Genomic DNA, 15,057 nt, shown 5'->3' with positions numbered 1-15,057 from the left:
CCCCAATCGGACGAGCCGCCGGAGTCGCCCCAGCCCCCGCCGTCGCCGCCACCGGCGTCACCGCCAGAGCCGCCGTCGCCCCAACCGCCGCCACCACCGTTGTCGTAGTAGTTGTTCTCGACGTAAGTCTCGTTCCCGCCGAACATCGAGCCCATCATCGTCCCGATCATCAGCGCCGGCAGCACCGAACCGCCGAAGTACCCGCCGGCCCAAGGCGCGTACGCCGGGCCCGCGTTGTAATAGGGCTGCGGTCCATACGCCGTCTCGACCTGCCGCACCTGCGGCTGCTGCCCGGTGTCCACCCGCGTCATGTCCGCGGCGCACGCCGGAACCGGACGCGGCGCACCGCCCGGCGGTGCCCACGTCACCTCGCCGACCGAGGGCCCGTGGCGCGGGTCGAAGAAGCACGGCGGCCGACGCTCCGGCAGCGGCGTCCCGTGTCGCCGCGCGTCCAGCGTCGCCAAGGCGAAGCGTCCCTCGTCCAGCGCCTCGGTCACGCTCTTCATGTCCTCAGGACGCCGCGCCGCCGCGGCCGCGGCCTTGGCCGCCTCGTACTGATCCAGCGCTCTGCTGTAGTCGGCCCGCATCTCGTCGGTCGCGGCCGGGTCGCCGGGGGAGAAGTCCAGCCGGTCCAGCACCTCGCCATAGGCGGTGATGTCCTCGTCCACCGCACGCTTCAACCCGTCCAGTTCCGCGGCCCGCCGCCGATTCGCGCGCTGCTTCTTCCGCGCGGCCACGGCCAGGTAGCCGCCGCCGGCGATGACCGCCAGCACCAGGATCAAGACCAGCGCGCCCGACCCGGACTTCGAGGACGACGACTTCCCGTTCGGATTGCCGCGGCCGTCAGCGGTCACCGCCGAGTCGACCGAGGACACGAACGATGTCAGCGCCGAGTCGAGGTTGCCGCCACTGCCCGCCGCCGCAGCCCGGGCCAAGCCGTCGGCCTGCCCCGACCGCAGCTTCCCGGAGAAGTCGAGCGCGTGGAAGCTCTGCCCGAGGTTCGCGGCGTAGACGCCGGACTGTCCGACCTTGTTACGCAGCTGCTGAAGCAGAGTGGGCTGATTGAAGGTCGAGTTGTTTGGAAGCAGCGCGACGTACACCGGCACCCCGGAGTGCATCCCCTTGATCTGCGAGACGAGCGAATCGACCTGGGCCGACGTCAACTGCACCGAGGAGTCCGGGTCGACGTACACCGGTTTGTCCTTCAGCGCGGCCGCGACCGAGTCGACCGTGGAGTCGGCGGCGTAGGCCGTACCGCCGCCGCCCAGAGTGAATACCGAAAGCAGGAGAGCGAAGCCCGCAAAGAGGACCGCGAAGGTCCTCCTTCCCCGGCGGGCGAGATCTTGTTCCATTCACCGAGGTTAGTTGACCGGGCACGGGAAGGCCCGCCGCACGCGTTCGCGAGCGACGGGCCGGACCGGCTACGCCGGACTTCAATCCTTGATCTGGCACAGCACGGTGCCGGCCGTGACCGTCGCCCCGACCTCGGCCGCGATCGACGTCACGGTCCCCGCCTTGTGCGCGTTGATCGGCTGCTCCATCTTCATCGCCTCGAGCACCACGATCAGGTCCCCGACGGCGACCTCCTGGCCGTCCTCGACCGCGACCTTGACGATCGTGCCCTGCATCGGCGCGGTCAGCGAGTCGCCGGACGCCGCGGCGCCGGCCTTGGCCCCGCCGGCCCGCTTCGGCGCCGCCTTGCCCCGGCCGCCGCCGGCCCCGCCCGAAGCCGACACCCCCAGCTCGGCCGGCAGCGTCACCTCCAGCCGCTTCCCGCCGACCTCGACGACCACCTTGGTCCGCTCGGCAGCCTCGGCGACCTCGCCGGGGGCACCGGCGAACGCCGGGATCTGGTTGTCGAACTCGGTCTCGATCCACCGGGTGTGGATGTGGAACGGGCCCTCCTCCGGCGTGAAGGCCGGGTCGGACATCACCGCCTGGTGGAACGGCAGTGCGGTGGGCATGCCGTCGATCTCGAACTCGGCCAGTGCCCGGCGCGCCCGCTCCACGGCCTGCTTCCGGTCCCGGCCGGAGACGATCAGCTTGGCCAGCAGCGAGTCGAAGTTCTGACCGATCTCGGCGCCCTGCTCGATCCCGGAGTCCAGGCGCACGCCCGGGCCCGACGGAGGCCGCCACACGGTCACCACGCCGGGGGCCGGCAGGAAGTTGCGGCCCGGGTCCTCGCCGTTGATCCGGAACTCGAAGGAGTGGCCGCGGACCTCCGGGTCGCCGTAGCCGAGCTCTTCGCCGTCGGCGATCCGGAACATCTCCCGGACCAGGTCGAGCCCGGTGACCTCCTCGCTGACCGGGTGCTCCACCTGGAGTCGGGTGTTCACCTCCAGGAACGAGATGGTGCCGTCCTGGCCGACCAGGAACTCACACGTCCCGGCGCCGTAGTAGCCGGCCTCCTTCAGGATCGCCTTCGAGGCCCGGTACAGCTCCGCGATCTGCGCCTCGTCGAGGTACGGCGCCGGGGCCTCCTCGACCAGCTTCTGGTGCCGGCGCTGCAGGGAGCAGTCGCGGGTCGACACCACCACGACGTTGCCGTGCTTGTCGGCCAGGCACTGGGTCTCCACGTGCCGCGGCCGGTCCAGGTAGCGCTCCACGAAGCACTCGCCGCGTCCGAACGCGGTGACCGCCTCGCGCACCGCCGACTCGTACAGCTCGGGGATCTCCTCCAGCGTGCGCGCCACCTTCAGCCCGCGCCCGCCGCCGCCGAACGCCGCCTTGATCGCCACCGGCAGCCCGTGCTCCCGGGCGAACGCCACCACCTCCTCGGCCCCGGTCACCGGGTCCGGGGTACCGGCGACCAGCGGGGCGCCCGCGCGCTGCGCGATGTGCCGGGCCGAGACCTTGTCGCCGAGCGAGCTGATCGCCGCCGGCGGCGGGCCGATCCAGGTCAGCCCGGCGTCGATGACGGCCTGGGCGAACTCGGCGTTCTCGGACAGGAACCCGTAACCGGGGTGCACCGCGTCGGCGCCGGAGTCGGCGGCTGCCTTCAGCAGCTTGTCGATCACCAGGTAGGACTCGCCGGGGGTGGACCCGCCCAGCGCGTAGGCCTCGTCGGCGACCCGCACGTGCAGCGCGTCCCGGTCCGGGTCGGCGTAGACGGCGACCGAGCCGATGCCGGCGTCCCGGCAGGCCCGGGCGACCCGGACCGCGATCTCGCCACGATTGGCGATCAGAACCTTGCGCACGGCGGCAATCCTTCCCAGTGGGTGGTCGATTCGCAGTTTAGGGCCGCACGCGTGATGCGGCCTCACGATCGGGACGTGGTTCGCGCCACTTCCGGCAGGCCGCCGCTCCCTGCGCTCCGCCCACGCTCTGCCTACGGAGGTAGTCCTTTGCGCCTTTCGGCGCGTGTTTTCTCCCCCTCAAGGTGGATGCGTCCTCGAACAGCGACCGCTACGCTTTCTCTCAGAACGCGATACAACGCGACACTTGGGGGACCAGATGGACGGGCCAGGCTCCTGGGACGGCAGAAGTGCCGAGGAGGTCCTGTACGAGGCGCGCAAGGCGCTGTACGTCATGGTGGGCTTCATCGCCGCCATCTGGGCGGTCCAGGTGGTGAACTGGGCCACCGACTACCGGCTGTCCACCCACTTCGGCATCGTCCCGCGCAACGTCGGCCACCTCGGTGACATCGTCTCCGCCCCGTTCCTGCACTACAGCTGGCAGCACATCGAGAGCAACAGCGGGCCGCTGTTCGTCTTCGGGTTCCTGGCCGCCTACCGCGGCGTCCGCAAGTTCCTGATGGTGACCCTGATCATCACCTTCAGCAGCGGGCTGATGGTCTGGTTCGCGCAGGGCAACTCGAACACCGTCGGCGCCTCCGGCCTGGTCTACGGGTACTTCGCCTACGTCATCGTGAAGGGCCTGTTCGATCGGCACCTCGCGGACGTGCTGATCGGCTGTGTGATGGCGCTGTCCTATGCCTACCTGCTCACCGCGGCGCTGCCCGGCGTGCCGCACGTGTCCTGGCTCGCCCACTTCGGCGGGGCGATCGGCGGCGTGCTGGCCGGCTGGCTGCTGCGCGAGCGCGGGGCCGCGGCCCTGGCGTCCGGCGGCGGGGGCGGGGAACAGATCGGCGACGGCGGCCTGCCGGACACCAAGATCCTGTCCCAGCCGACCAAGGACGGTGGCCGGAAATCGGCCAAGGGCGGTAGTCTCCCGGGCAGCCCGCGGTCGGACCTCATGAAGGAGCTCGACGACCTCGGGTTGTGATTCCCGAGAGGCGTGGGTGGGGTGCGAGGACAACGCGGTAAGCGGTCGGTCGTTGCGGGCGTCGCGGGGGCCTGCCTGGCCACGGTGGCGCTGGGGGTCGTCGCCGCGGCCCCGGCCCAGGCCGCGCACGCCTCGGCGAGCCTGACGCTGGGCCCGAACAGCGGTGTCGCCGACTCGCCGTTCAGCGCCACCTTCCACATGAACGCCCGCGGCGGCCCGGCGGCCTGCCTGGGCGGCCAGGTCACCTTCACCTTCGACGCCACCCCGCTGGGCTCGGCGATGCTGGACCAGACCTGCACGGCGACCACCGCCCTGGCGGTCCCGGCGCCGGCCGGTCCCGGGCCGCACACGATCCACGCGACCGCCAGCGGCGCGGCGCAGAACGCCTCGGCGAACGCCACGTTCACGGTCACCGGCGCGCCGCCGGCCACGACCGGCAGCACGCCCGGCGCGCCGCCGGCCACCCCCACCTCGTCGGGCTCGCCCTCGTGGTCGAACTCGACGACGCCCTACCCGGGCTGGACCGCGCCGCCGTACGTCAGCCAGGCGATACCGACCTCGACCGGGCCCTGCGACACCTCCGGCCCGCACGCGACGGCGCCGAACAAGATCTTCCTGCAGATACCGGCGTACTCGGTCGGGACGCACCCGGCGACCTCCGGCCCGACCGGGATACCCGAGCCGGCCGCCGGCTCGCTGCCGATCCTGTCGGTGGGACCGGCCGGGATGATCCCGCCGGCGCTGGGCGACGGCCGGCACCCGTACCAGAACCTGGAGTTGCTGGAGACCATCGACCCGAACGTGTCGCCGAAGCTGCGGCTGGCCGCGGCGGCCGGGGAGTCGTTCGGCTGTCTGCATGTGGAGGGGTTCGGCGGACCGGGGAGCGGCTACGGCTATCTCTCCTTCGCGCTCAAGGACTCCACGGTGATCAGCGTCCAGGACGCGAACCCGGACGGCTCGCTGTTCCAGACCGCGGAGCCCACGGTCGCCCTGCCGCCGAGCACGCCGGCCCCGGCCGCCACCGGCAAGGAGAAGGGGAAGACGCCGGCGCCCGCCCCGGCGCCGACCCCGGTGCCGCAAGCCAAGTTCGAGAAGGTGGTGCTCGGCTACACGTCGCTGACCTGGGAGTACCAGGAGGCGGCCGGCGGCGCGCAGGCCCCGATCCACCGGGGCGCCGGGACCATCGTGCCGCCCCCGCCGCCCGCGCAGCTGTCGTACTCGAACCTGGTCTTCGCCTTCGGCGGGCTGGTCGCGGCCGCGGTGGCGCTGATGTTCGCCTACCACTCGCGGCGGCGGGACCTGGCGCGGCGGTTGCGGCGACGCCGGGCCTCGACGCACGCTTCGTAGCCCGACTCGTAACGCCTCAGCCCCGCCGCACCCTGCCCGCCTGTGCTCCGGCCGGTCTCAGCCCCGGTCTCAGCCCCGGTCTGAGCCCCGGTCTGAGCCCCGGTCTCAGCCCTGGTCTCAACCCTGGTCGAAGCTGAGGTCCGCGGTGGTCACGATCCCGGCGGTGCGGCCCGGAGCCTCGTGGTACTTCCAGTACAGGTTGGTGTGCGCGATGACGGCGTCAGGGGCCGGAGCGCCGTAGGCGGTGCTGTCCTCCGTGGTGTGCGCGTCGCTCACCAAGAGGGCGTCGTAGCCGCGGACGATGGCGCCGTGCAGGGTGGAGCGGACGCATTCGTCGGTCTGCGCGCCGGTCACCACCAGGCTGCCGACCTTCAGGCCCGCCAGCACCGACTCCAACTCGGTCTCCTCGAAGGAGTCGCCCCACTGCTTCTGCACCTGCGGCTCGTCCTGGCGCGGGTCCAGTTCCGGCACGATCTTCCACGGTTCCGTCCCGGGCGCGCGCTCGCCCCCGGTGTCCTGGATCCAGACGACCGGGACCCCCGCGGCGCGGGCCTTGCCGACCGCGGTGTTGATGTTGGCCACGACGGCGTCGCGCTCGTGGTTCCCGGCGACGACGCCGTTCTGCACGTCGATGACCAGGACGGCCTTGTTCGGCCGGTTTTCGAGAGTGCTCATCGCACCAACGTATCCGCGGCCGCCGACAAGCGCGCTTCTATTCGATCTCGCTGATCTCGTAGCGGAGCCGCTTGATCCCGTTGATGAAGCTGGAGGTCAGCCGGTCCGGCTCGCCGACCGCCCGGATCGACGGGGCCCGGGCGAACAGCTCCCGCAGCAGCGCCGTCATCTCCGTCCGGGCCAGGTGCGCGCCGAGGCAGAAGTGCGGGCCCGGGCCGCCGAAGCTCAGGTGCGGGTTGGGGGTGCGGGTGATGTCGAAGCGGTCGGGGTCCTCGAAGACCTCCGGGTCGCGGTTGGCGGCGTTGTAGAAGAGCAGGACCTTGTCGCCCTTCTTGAGCGGCGTGCCGAACAGGTCGTGGTCCCGGGTCAGGGTGCGGCGGAACTGGGTCACCGGGGTCGCGTAGCGCAGGATCTCGTCCAGGGCGCCGACTATGTGCCGGTCGAAATCGCTCTGCAGGAGTTCCATCTGGTCGGGGTGGTCGGTGAGGAGCATCAGGGCGTGCGACAGCGCGGTGCGCGTGGTCTCGTTCCCGGCCACCACCAGGAGGATGAAGAACGAGCCGAACTCCTGGTCGGTGAGGGCGTCGCCGTCGACATCGGCGTTGACCAGCTTGGAGGTCAGGTCGTCGGTGGGGTGCCGACGGCGTTCCCGGCCCAGGGCCGAGGCCAGGTGGTGCAACTGGCGTCCGGCCCGGACCAGGCGGTACATCGCGACCGGCCCGACCAGCTTGGTGCGCAGCGGTCCCGCGTCCGGCGGCACACCGGTGAACTCCGGGTCGCTGCCGGCCAGGATGCGGTTGGTGTGCGCGTGGACCATGGCGTGCCGGTCCTCGGGGATGCCCATCATGGCGCAGATGACCTGGATCGGCAGCCGGGCGGCGGCCTCGGCGACGAAGTCTCCCGTGCGCCGGGCCAGCAGGCCGTCGACGATCTGCGCGGCGGTGGCCTCGATCTCCGCCTTCAGGCCGGTCACCAGCTTCGGGGTGAAGGCCCGGGAGACGATGCGGCGCAGCCGGGCGTGCCGGGGATCGTCCATGTTGATCATCGAGCCGAAGTAGGTGGCCAGGAAGCGCGGCATGTCCGGGATGCTGTTGGAGGCCGGCTCGCTGCTGAAGACCTCCGGGTGGCGGCTGGCCGCCACGATGTCGGCGTGGCGGGTCAGCGCGTAGTAGCCGGGGCCGGGCTTGATGAGCGGGAATCGGGGCTCGGCGAACAGCGGGGCCGTGGCCCGGGCCCGGAGTTCGGCGAAGGCGGCCATGCGCTGGTCGTAGGGCAGGGCCCAGAAGCTGTTGTCGGACAGGTCGATGTCGGTGCCGAGGACGGTGGCCATGGGGTCAGCTTGACATCGAGTACTGATACGTCAAGCTTTTCCGTATATGTCATGGTCGGTGTGGTGCCGGCCGGTCAACGGCCGCGGCGTATCCGGCGCCGGTCACGGGAGGCCGCGGTCCCGTCGGCCGCCGCCTCCCGCACCCGGATCAGGTGTCGGGCGGCGGCCGCGATGGGGCGCTGGATGCCCTCGCGCTTGGCCTCGTACTGGGCCGCGTCCGCGAGCCGGAAGAGGGTGTCCCGGTCGGCCACTGGACCGGCCGGGCCGTCGGTGGCGGAGTAGCCGACGGCGGCGCCGGCGATGCCCTCCAGCTTGGCGGCCCGGGCCGCCAGGTCCTCGGCCAGCTGGGTCACCGCCGACCAGGGCTGGCCGACCGCCAGGACCGCGAACTCGTCACCGCCTATCCGGGCGGCCAGCGCGCCGTTGACGGTGCCGGCCACCGCGGACAGGTGTCCGGCCAGCTGCTCCAGGACCGCGTCCCCGGTGTCGTGCCCGGAGGTGTCGTTGACCTGCTTCAGGCCGTTCACGTCGCAGATGATCAGGCCCACCGGCAGTCCGGTGAGCCGGTGCAGCTCCATCGCCTCGTCCAGGCCGACCTCGATGGCCCGCCGGTTGGCCAGTCCGGTCAGCTCGTCGGTGTAGGCCAGCCGCTCCAGGTACTCCTGCCGGTCGGCCTGCGCCAGCCCGGCGCTGACCAGGGCCGCGAGCGTGGCGGCGAAGTCCAGGTCGGCGTCGGTGTAGGGCTCCTGGTCGGCGGTGCGGGCGGCGTACAGCTCGCCCCAGACCTGGCCGGCGAAGAAGATCGGGGCGATCAGCGCGCTGTTCCGCTCGCGCAGCCGCAGCGAGGCGGTGCGCCGCGGGTCGGCCTTCGCGTCGTCGCTGCGCAGCGTCCACGGCCGCGGGTACTCCTCGCTGACGATGCGCGGGAAGTCGGAGGGGGCGTACCACTCCTCCTCGGGGAACCGCTCCTCGAACGGCAGCAGGTCGCCGTGGTTGATCAGCACCCGCAGCTGCCCGGTGGCCCGCACGAACTCCGACAGCGAGACCACCCGCGCGTCCAGCGCCTTGCGCGACTCCTCGGCGGCCACCGAGATGACCTCGCTGAACCCGTGCACCCGCGCCAGTCCGCGGGCCAGGTCGGTGAGCGCACGCAGCCGGACCGAGGCTTGGTCAGCCATCGCCGCGGGGCCCGCCGTACGAAATCACGGGACCACGCTAGGTGATCTCCCCGGGCTGTGCCACTTCACCCGTCTGGGCGACGGTCCACGAGATCCACGCCGGGTGTCGGTACCGTGGCCCGACGTGACCGGACCCCAGCCCCCCACGTCCCCGCCCGACGACGGCCTGGCCGCCGCCCGCACCCGGGCCGCCGAGCTGGGCGTGTCCGTGTCCGAATACGTCCGCGACCAGCTGCGACGCGCGCGCGGCGAGGAGGCCTGGGAACGGGCTCTGGCGCAAGCCGGAGAGGCGAGGCCGGCGGCGCGGGAATAGCCGGACCCGTCGGCGGCGAGTCATATCGACTGACCGGCGCGGGCCGGTCAGTCGATGTCGGGTTCCCGTCAGCCCGGCTCAGCTCTGCGCGGTCCGGCTCAGCTCTGCGCGAGCCGGGTCCGCGGTCCGGCCCGCAGCACCTGCGAAGGCAGCGTCCGCCCGACGGCCTGCTCGGCGTAAGCCGCGGTGTCCAGCAGCGCGTCGAGGTCGACGCCGGTGTCGATGCCCATGTCCTCGACCATGTGCACCAGCTCCTCGGTGGCGATGTTGCCGGAGGCGCCGGGGGCGTAGGGGCAGCCGCCGAGGCCGCCGACCGAGGCGTCGAAGTCGGTGACGCCGAGTTGCAGCGCGGCCAGGACGTTCGCCAGGCCCGTGCCGCGGGTGTTGTGGAAGTGCAGGTTCAGCGGCTTGTCGGCGTGCGCCGAGCGGGTCTCGCCGATCAGCCGGGTGACCCGGGTCGGGGTGGCCATGCCGGTGGTGTCGCCGAAGGACAGGGAGTCGGCGCCGTGCGCGACCGCCGTGTCGACCACCCAGAGCACGCGCTCGGTGGGGATGTCGCCCTCGTACGGGCAGCCCCAGGCCGTGGAGGTGATCACCTGGACCGTGGCGCCGCGGCCGTGCGCCAGGTCGATGATCGCGGCGATGTCGTCCAGGGACTCGGCGGTGCTGCGGTTCAGGTTCTTCTTGTTGTGCGTGTCCGAGGCGGAGACGACCACCTCGATCTCGTTGAACCCGGCGTCCAGGGCCCGCTCGGCGCCCCGGAGGTTCGGCACCAGCGCGGAGTAGCGCACGTCGGCGGCCCGCGTCATCTGCGCGGCGACCTCGGCGGCGTCGGCCATCTGCGGGATCGCGCGGGGGTGCACGAACGACACCGCCTCGATCCGCGACACGCCGGTGTGCGAGAGCCGGTCGATCAGTTCGAGCTTGGTTTCGGTGGAGACCGGGTCTTCGTTCTGCAGGCCGTCGCGCGGCCCCACTTCCCGGAGCGACAACGCTGTCGGCATATCGGTCATGCCATCGATGCTAGTAGCGGGTCTCACAGTGTGGAACGGAACGTGGCGCCGGTCACTCCGCCGGCGTCAGCGCCGAAGCCTCGATCTCCCCGAGCCCGCGCACCATCCGGGTCCCGATCGGCGCCAGCGCGAACGCCGCGTCCGGGTCCAGCGCCTTGGCCAGCTCCGGGTCCACCACGATCTGGTCCGGCTCGGCCAGCGACGTCAGCCGCGCCGCCAGGTTGACCGTGGTCCCGTAGATGTCGCCGTTGCGCTGCACGACGTGCCCGTACGCCACGCCGATCCGCAGCTCGGGCACGGCCTCCGTCCGCCGCATCGACGCCAGCAGGTCCAGCGCGATCCGCGCGGCCCGCGCCGGGGAGTCGGCGGCGAACATGATCTCATCGCCCAGGGTCTTGATCAGCCGGCCGCCGCCGAACGCGACGGTGTCGGCGGCCGTGGCCTCGAACACCGAGACCAGCCGGGCCAGTTCCTCCTCGGACAGCTGGCGCGAGAGCCGGGTGAAGGACACCAGGTCGGCGAACCCGACGGCCTGCTGTCCCTCGGCGTGCTCCTGGAGCTGCTGCCGGACCCGGCCGGCGGCCGCGGCCAGCTGCCGGCGCCAGACGTAGACCAGCAGCTCCTCCAGCTCCGGCAGCACCCGGCGGCCGATCCGGTAGCCGAACTCGGCCATCTCCTCCGAGCCGACGCCGGCCGTGTCGAAGGCGTCGAACAGCGCGTCGACCTGCCACTCGGCCAGCCGGGCCGTGGTCTGGCCCATGGAGCGGGCGACCTGGATCGCGAACTCCTCGGTGAACAGCCCGCTGCGGGGCATGCCGCCGAGCCGGAGCAGCGCGTCGACGTCGGCGTCGGTGAAGGCCCGGGCCTGGCCGACGTCGGCGAAGCCCATGGCGCGCCAGTAGCGGCGGGCCTCGTCGTAGGGGATGCCGGCCGCCTTGCAGACCTCGTAGGCGGTGTGCCGGGGGACGCCGCCGAGCAGCAACGCCTCCAGCTCGTCGCCGTTGGCCTTGCGCTTGGCTGCGGCCCGGGCCTGGGACTGGGCTTCCGGGGTCTGTGCTTCCTGCGCCTGTGCTTCCAGGGCCTGGGCCGCCGACAGTGCGACCTCCCCCGCCGTCGTGGGGACGTCGGGGAGGCCGGGGAGGTCAGACCAGGCGGAGCCGGTGGCGGATGACGCTCCGGAGGGGGTGGATCCAGCGGACCCGGCGGCCTGTGCCGACTCGGCGGATCCGGCCGACTCGGCCGACCCGGCAGTGTCGGCAGTGTCGCCGCCGTTCCGGGCCGCGTCGCGCCCGCCGTCCCCCGGCACCATGCGCGCCATCGTCTTCCGCTGCTCCTGCTCTGGTCGCCGTCGAATCGCCGGGTACTACTTCTTGCGGTGGTGCTCGTGCTCCTCGGGCTCGCTCAGCTCGGCCGTGCCGTTGACGCCGACGTTGCTGATCAGGGTGGTCAGCTCCCGCTGCGTGGACTCCACGTGCGGAATGTCCTCCAACTGCTCCTGACCGTGCTCGCCGGCGGACTCCACCACCAGCGTGCCACAGCCCAGGATCCGGTCCAGCAGGCCGTTGTGCTTGAACGACACGTCGTTGATCTTCACCAGGGGCATGTCCCGGCCCTCGCGGTGGATGAAGCCCTCGCGGATGATCAGCCGCTTGTTCGTGACGATGTAGTTCTTGTTCAGCCAGATGACCCAGGGCCGGACCGTGAAGATGATGATGTCGATCACCGCCAGCGCGCCGACCCCGATGGCCGCGTACTTCTGGGTGTTGCCGCTGGTCAGCCCGGCCGCCGCGCCGAACACGGCGACCGCCACGATCAGGTTCAGCACCGGGAGGATCAGCGCCTTCCAGTGCGGGCGCATCGCGAGGTCGATCTGCTCGCCGGGCGCCAGAAGGTGCTTGGGGTAACCCATTACCGTCACTACTCCCTCAACTCCGCGCCTCCCCCCTGTGAGGAAGCGAAGGTGTCTTGTCGCCACGCATACTTGCAGACAATAGGAGTGGTTGGCAGTTACTTGCCGGTGACAGGGTCTTGTCATCTGAGATGAACGACATCCCCGGCCCCGAACGCCCGCTCCCCGGCCGCGGTCCGCACGAGCAGCCGCCCGTCCCCGTCCAGCCCCACGGCCTCGCCCACCACGGGCTCGCCGCCGGGCAGCTCCACCCGCACCCGGCGTCCGATGGTCGCGCAGGACGCGGCGTACGCGGACAGCAGGCCGGAGGCCATCGGGTCGCCGCCGGTGACGCTCCAGTCGGTGTACCAGCGCTCGAGCTCGCGGAGCACGGCCCGCAGCAGCGGGTCGCGGTCGGCGGCCTTCGCGCCCTCCAGCACCAGCGAGGTCGCGTGCGGGGCCGGCAGCTCCTCGCGCCGCAATGAGACGTTGAGCCCCAGACCGACGACCGCGGCCGGACCCTGGGCGGTGTCGACTCGCTCGACCAGGATGCCGCCGAGCTTGCGGGCGGCACCGTAGGCGTCGGCCGCCGGATCGGAACCGCCGGCGGTCGCTTCGGCGCTCGGCGTGTCATCCACCACGATCAGATCGTTCGGCCACTTCAGCTTGACCGGCACCCCGCTCACCGCGTCCACCGCGGTCCTCGCCGCCGTCCCGACCAACAACGGCAGCCATCCCCAGCGGGCCGCCGGGACATCACTCGGCCGGAGCAGCACCGACAGGAACAACCCCGACCGCGGCGGCGCCGACCACGTCCGCCCGAGCCGCCCCCGCCCGGCACTTTGCACCTCGGCGACCCGGACATAACCCTCCTGCGCCCCGGCCCGCGCGGCGTCGGCCACATCGCCGTTGGTGGACGCCGTCTCGGCCACCACCTCGATCCGCCGCCAGAGCCCGCCCGGGCGCCCGACCGCCTTGTTCAGTGCCGGCTCGCGCAGTGGCGGGCGGTCCAAATCACTGTAAGGCGAGTCACTAGTCATCCCACGAGGCTATTGCCTGGGTACGCATTACAGTGACCACGTGACCGACGCCGAAGCCCCCTCAAACGACGCACCCCACACCACGGCGGGCAAGCTCGCGGAGCTCCGCTCCCGCCTCGACACCGCGATCCACGCCGGCAACGAGCGCGCGGTGGAGAAGCAGCACGCCAAGGGGAAGATGACGGCCCGCGAGCGGATCGAGTACCTGCTCGACGACGGCTCCTTCATGGAGCTCGACGAGCTGGCGGTGCACCGGTCGGCGCGCTTCGGGATGGAGCGGAACCGGCCCTACACCGACGGTGTGGTCACCGGGTTCGGGACCGTGGACGGCCGCCAGGTGTGCGTGTTCTCCCAGGACGTCACGCTGTTCGGCGGGGCGCTCGGCGAGGTGTACGGCGAGAAGATCGTCAAGGTGCTGGACCTGGCGCTGAAGCTGGGCTGCCCGATCGTGGGGATCAACGAGGGCGGCGGCGCGCGGATCCAGGAGGGCGTCGTCTCGCTCGGCCTGTACGGCGAGATCTTCCGCCGCAACGTACTGGCCTCCGGCGTCATCCCGCAGATCTCGCTGATCATGGGCGCGGCGGCCGGCGGGCACGTCTACTCCCCGGCGCTGACCGACTTCGTAGTGATGGTCGACCAGACCTCGCAGATGTTCATCACCGGCCCGGACGTCATCAAGACGGTCACCGGCGAGGACGTCTCGATGGAGGACCTGGGCGGCGCCCGGACCCACAACACCAAGTCCGGCAACGCGCACTACATGGGCGCGGACGAGAAGGACGCCATCGACTACGTCAAGGGTCTGCTCTCCTTCCTGCCGAGCAACAACCTTGAGGACGCCCCGGAGTACGACGTGCCCGGCGACCTCGAAGTCACCGCCGAAGACCGGGAGTTGGACACGCTGGTCCCGGACTCGGCGAACCAGCCCTACGACATCCACAAGGTCATCGAGCACGTGCTCGACGACGCCGACTTCCTCGAAGTGCAGTCGCTGTTCGCACCGAACATCGTGGTCGGCTTCGGCCGGGTCGAGGGCCGCACCGTCGGCATCGTCGCCAACCAGCCGCTGCAACTGGCCGGCTGTCTGGACATCGACGCCTCCGAGAAGGCCGCACGCTTCGTGCGCACCTGCGACGCGTTCAACGTCCCGGTGCTCACCTTCGTCGACGTCCCCGGCTTCCTGCCCGGCACCGACCAGGAGTGGAACGGCATCATCCGGCGCGGCGCGAAGCTCATCTACGCCTACGCCGAGGCCACGGTGCCGCTGCTGACCATCATCACCCGCAAGGCCTTCGGCGGCGCCTACGACGTCATGGGCAGCAAGCACCTCGGCGCCGACCTGAACGTCGCCTGGCCGACCGCGCAGATCGCCGTGATGGGCGCGCAGGGCGCCGTGAACATCTTGTACCGCAAGGAATTGGCGGCCTCGGAGGACCCAGCCGCGGAACGGGCGCGGCTCATCCGGGAGTATGAGGACGAACTGCTGAACCCCTACGACGCCGCCGAGCGCGGTTACGTCGACTCGGTGATCGAGCCGTCACAGACCCGGGTCTACGTCGTGAAGGCGTTGCGGGCGCTGCGTTCCAAGCGCGAGACGCTGCCGCCGAAGAAGCATGGGAACATCCCGCTGTGAGCGCCGGGACACAGGGCGTGCCGACCGCCCCGGCCGACGCCGGGGCGGCGCAGGCGGTACCAGCCCCCGAAATCAGGGTTCTGCATGGCAACCCCACTGCTGAGGAAGTAGCCGTGGTGGTGGCGGTCATCGCCGCCGCGGCGGCCGGGACGCCGTCACGATCCAGTAACGATGGCGCAGGCCGGGGCGGACGAAGCGGTTGGACCGCGAGGGAACGGAACGTGCGCACCCCCTCGCACCCCGGTCCTGGTGGCTGGCGCGCGTCGGCGTTCCCGCAAGCCCGGTGACCGATGCGCCCGTCGGCGTACGTCGCAGGGAGTACTCGGGCAAGATCACGTCATCTGTAGGTGGATTCACAGATTCCGCCCTAAGTCGCATCCGGTCAGTCGGGCCCTGCGGGTACAGTTAAGAGAGTT

Annotated in this window: 14 protein-coding genes; 5 read left to right on the top strand and 9 right to left on the bottom strand. The window is 71.4% G+C overall.

The features are described from left to right. Together KGQ19_RS31950 and KGQ19_RS31945 are read right to left on the bottom strand one after the other, a co-directional pair. Window positions 1-1,352, bottom strand: a 1,352-nt coding sequence (locus tag KGQ19_RS31950) for a hypothetical protein (RefSeq protein ID WP_212016113.1), incomplete at its 3' end; no start/stop codon positions are given. Between the two features lie 81 nt (window positions 1,353-1,433). Beyond that, a complete protein-coding gene (locus tag KGQ19_RS31945; protein WP_212016111.1) occupies window positions 1,434-3,197 on the bottom strand; it encodes an acetyl/propionyl/methylcrotonyl-CoA carboxylase subunit alpha in 1,764 nt (587 codons plus the stop codon). A 256-nt stretch (window positions 3,198-3,453) separates the two neighbouring features. Between KGQ19_RS31945 and KGQ19_RS31940 the strand changes: the two genes are divergently transcribed. Together KGQ19_RS31940 and KGQ19_RS31935 are read left to right on the top strand one after the other, a co-directional pair. Then, a complete protein-coding gene (locus tag KGQ19_RS31940; RefSeq protein ID WP_212016109.1) occupies window positions 3,454-4,224 on the top strand; it encodes a rhomboid family intramembrane serine protease in 771 nt (256 codons plus the stop codon). A 21-nt stretch (window positions 4,225-4,245) separates the two neighbouring features. Further along, window positions 4,246-5,571, top strand: coding sequence for an Ig-like domain-containing protein (locus KGQ19_RS31935; RefSeq protein ID WP_212016107.1), 1,326 nt, complete (start codon window positions 4,246-4,248; stop codon window positions 5,569-5,571). A 117-nt stretch (window positions 5,572-5,688) separates the two neighbouring features. Here KGQ19_RS31935 and KGQ19_RS31930 read toward each other — a convergent pair whose 3' ends face one another. From KGQ19_RS31930 to KGQ19_RS31920, 3 genes are all read right to left on the bottom strand, one after another. After that, on the bottom strand, window positions 5,689-6,246 hold the full coding sequence (locus KGQ19_RS31930) for an isochorismatase family protein (RefSeq protein WP_212016105.1): 558 nt from the start codon (window positions 6,244-6,246) through the stop codon (window positions 5,689-5,691). 37 nt (window positions 6,247-6,283) lie between these two features. Continuing rightward, entirely contained in the window at window positions 6,284-7,576 is a 1,293-nt protein-coding gene (locus KGQ19_RS31925; protein WP_212016103.1) for a cytochrome P450, read from the bottom strand. Window positions 7,577-7,650: 74 nt separating this feature from the next. After that, on the bottom strand, window positions 7,651-8,754 hold the full coding sequence (locus tag KGQ19_RS31920) for a GGDEF domain-containing protein (protein WP_212016094.1): 1,104 nt from the start codon (window positions 8,752-8,754) through the stop codon (window positions 7,651-7,653). A 124-nt stretch (window positions 8,755-8,878) separates the two neighbouring features. Between KGQ19_RS31920 and KGQ19_RS31915 the strand changes: the two genes are divergently transcribed. Further along, on the top strand, window positions 8,879-9,067 hold the full coding sequence (locus tag KGQ19_RS31915; protein ID WP_212016084.1) for a hypothetical protein: 189 nt from the start codon (window positions 8,879-8,881) through the stop codon (window positions 9,065-9,067). 98 nt (window positions 9,068-9,165) lie between these two features. On the opposite strand, the gene KGQ19_RS31910 is transcribed toward KGQ19_RS31915, so the two are convergent. The 4 genes from KGQ19_RS31910 to KGQ19_RS31895 all read right to left on the bottom strand — a co-directional run bounded on the left by KGQ19_RS31910 (window position 9,166) and on the right by KGQ19_RS31895 (window position 13,008). Then, on the bottom strand, window positions 9,166-10,080 hold the full coding sequence (locus KGQ19_RS31910; RefSeq protein WP_212016082.1) for a hydroxymethylglutaryl-CoA lyase: 915 nt from the start codon (window positions 10,078-10,080) through the stop codon (window positions 9,166-9,168). Window positions 10,081-10,132: 52 nt separating this feature from the next. Continuing rightward, on the bottom strand, window positions 10,133-11,398 hold the full coding sequence (locus tag KGQ19_RS51310) for an adenylate/guanylate cyclase domain-containing protein (protein WP_212016080.1): 1,266 nt from the start codon (window positions 11,396-11,398) through the stop codon (window positions 10,133-10,135). A gap of 45 nt (window positions 11,399-11,443) precedes the next feature. Further along, a complete protein-coding gene (locus tag KGQ19_RS31900) occupies window positions 11,444-11,989 on the bottom strand; it encodes a PH domain-containing protein (RefSeq protein WP_212016072.1) in 546 nt (181 codons plus the stop codon). A 122-nt stretch (window positions 11,990-12,111) separates the two neighbouring features. After that, the gene (locus KGQ19_RS31895; RefSeq protein WP_212016070.1) at window positions 12,112-13,008 is read right to left on the bottom strand and encodes a biotin--[acetyl-CoA-carboxylase] ligase; all 897 of its coding nucleotides are present in this window, start codon (window positions 13,006-13,008) and stop codon (window positions 12,112-12,114) included. A gap of 40 nt (window positions 13,009-13,048) precedes the next feature. Here KGQ19_RS31895 and KGQ19_RS31890 point away from each other — a divergent pair, with 40 nt between their 5' ends. Then, window positions 13,049-14,641 carry an acyl-CoA carboxylase subunit beta gene (locus KGQ19_RS31890; protein WP_307856572.1) on the top strand — a complete coding sequence of 531 codons (1,593 nt, stop codon included), beginning with the start codon at window positions 13,049-13,051 and terminating at the stop codon, window positions 14,639-14,641. Next, a complete protein-coding gene (locus KGQ19_RS31885) occupies window positions 14,638-14,928 on the top strand; it encodes an acyl-CoA carboxylase epsilon subunit (RefSeq protein WP_212016068.1) in 291 nt (96 codons plus the stop codon). Before KGQ19_RS31890 ends, KGQ19_RS31885 begins: the two co-directional genes overlap by 4 nt. The last annotated feature ends 129 nt before the right edge of the window (window positions 14,929-15,057 follow it).

The organism is Catenulispora pinistramenti (assembly GCF_018274385.1).
Classification (GTDB): Bacteria; Actinomycetota; Actinomycetes; order Streptomycetales; family Catenulisporaceae; genus Catenulispora; species Catenulispora pinistramenti.
This window is presented reverse-complemented; position numbering and strand designations above follow the sequence as displayed.

What these genes read in the sequence shown, in the direction of transcription:
- KGQ19_RS51310 (WP_212016080.1), bottom strand. Translation starts at nt 11,398, where the DNA reads ATGGCGCGCATGGTGCCGGGGGACGGCGGGCGCGACGCGGCCCGGAAC.
- KGQ19_RS31940 (WP_212016109.1), top strand. Translation starts at nt 3,454, where the DNA reads ATGGACGGGCCAGGCTCCTGGGACGGCAGAAGTGCCGAGGAGGTCCTG.
- KGQ19_RS31910 (WP_212016082.1), bottom strand. Translation starts at nt 10,080, where the DNA reads ATGACCGATATGCCGACAGCGTTGTCGCTCCGGGAAGTGGGGCCGCGC.
- KGQ19_RS31930 (WP_212016105.1), bottom strand. Translation starts at nt 6,246, where the DNA reads ATGAGCACTCTCGAAAACCGGCCGAACAAGGCCGTCCTGGTCATCGAC.
- KGQ19_RS31895 (WP_212016070.1), bottom strand. Translation starts at nt 13,008, where the DNA reads ATGACTAGTGACTCGCCTTACAGTGATTTGGACCGCCCGCCACTGCGC.
- KGQ19_RS31925 (WP_212016103.1), bottom strand. Translation starts at nt 7,576, where the DNA reads ATGGCCACCGTCCTCGGCACCGACATCGACCTGTCCGACAACAGCTTC.
- KGQ19_RS31900 (WP_212016072.1), bottom strand. Translation starts at nt 11,989, where the DNA reads ATGGGTTACCCCAAGCACCTTCTGGCGCCCGGCGAGCAGATCGACCTC.
- KGQ19_RS31920 (WP_212016094.1), bottom strand. Translation starts at nt 8,754, where the DNA reads ATGGCTGACCAAGCCTCGGTCCGGCTGCGTGCGCTCACCGACCTGGCC.